This window comes from Streptomyces sp. C (assembly GCF_000158895.1).
Classification (GTDB): domain Bacteria; phylum Actinomycetota; class Actinomycetes; order Streptomycetales; family Streptomycetaceae; genus Streptomyces; species Streptomyces racemochromogenes.
This window is the reverse complement of the sequence record NZ_GG657750.1, coordinates 3476976-3478314: the sequence shown is the minus strand read 5'-3', so window position 1 is coordinate 3478314 and position 1339 is coordinate 3476976. Positions and strand designations below refer to the sequence as shown.

General features: G+C 56.5%; 2 other annotated features.

The features are described from left to right. Positions 1 to 93 precede the first annotated feature (93 nt). Positions 94 to 546: a sequence feature (23S ribosomal RNA rRNA prediction is too short), on the top strand. Between the two features lie 23 nt (positions 547 to 569). Continuing rightward, positions 570 to 1339, top strand: a sequence feature (23S ribosomal RNA rRNA prediction is too short).

Here is a 1339-nt window from a genome sequence, read left to right as displayed (position 1 = left end):
GACTTCGTGGAGGACCGAACCCACCAGGGTTGAAAACCTGGGGGATGACCTGTGGTTAGGGGTGAAAGGCCAATCAAACTCCGTGATAGCTGGTTCTCCCCGAAATGCATTTAGGTGCAGCGTCGTGTGTTTCTTGCCGGAGGTAGAGCACTGGATAGGCGATGGGCCCTACCGGGTTACTGACCTTAGCCAAACTCCGAATGCCGGTAAGTGAGAGCACGGCAGTGAGACTGTGGGGGATAAGCTCCATGGTCGAGAGGGAAACAGCCCAGAGCATCGACTAAGGCCCCTAAGCGTACGCTAAGTGGGAAAGGATGTGGAGTCGCAGAGACAACCAGGAGGTTGGCTTAGAAGCAGCCACCCTTGAAAGAGTGCGTAATAGCTCACTGGTCAAGTGATTCCGCGCCGACAATGTAGCGGGGCTCAAGCGTACCGCCGAAGTCGTGTCATTGCAGCAATAGGGCCAACGCCCGCTGTGATGGGTAGGGGAGCGTCGTGTGCCGGGTGAAGCAGCAGCGGAAGCTAGTTGTGGACGGTTCACGAGTGAGAATGCAGGCATGAGTAGCGATACACACGTGAGAAACGTGTGCGCCGATTGACTAAGGGTTCCTGGGTCAAGCTGATCTGCCCAGGGTAAGTCGGGACCTAAGGCGAGGCCGACAGGCGTAGTCGATGGACAACCGGTTGATATTCCGGTACCCGCTTTGAAACGCCCAATATCGAATCCTCTGATGCTAAGCCCGTGAAGCCGTTCCGGACCCTTCGGGGAAAGGAAAGTGGTGGAGCCGGCGATCCAAGGTGGTAGTAGGTAAGCGATGGGGTGACGCAGGAAGGTAGTCCAGCCCGGGCGGTGGTTGTCCCGGGGTAAGGGTGTAGGCCGTGTGGTAGGCAAATCCGTCACACGTTAAGGCTGAGACCTGATGCCGAGCCGATTGTGGTGAAGTGGATGATCCTATGCTGTCGAGAAAAGCCTCTAGCGAGTTTCATGGCGGCCCGTACCCTAAACCGACTCAGGTGGTCAGGTAGAGAATACCGAGGCGTTCGGGTGAACTATGGTTAAGGAACTCGGCAAAATGCCCCCGTAACTTCGGGAGAAGGGGGGCCATTCCTGGTGATGAGACTTGCTCTCTGAGCTGGGGGTGGCCGCAGAGACCAGCGAGAAGCGACTGTTTACTAAAAACACAGGTCCGTGCGAAGCCGTAAGGCGATGTATACGGACTGACGCCTGCCCGGTGCTGGAACGTTAAGGGGACCGGTTAGTGACCTTTCGGGGTTGCGAAGCTGAGAACTTAAGCGCCAGTAAACGGCGGGGTAACTATAACCATCCTAAGGTTTTTGT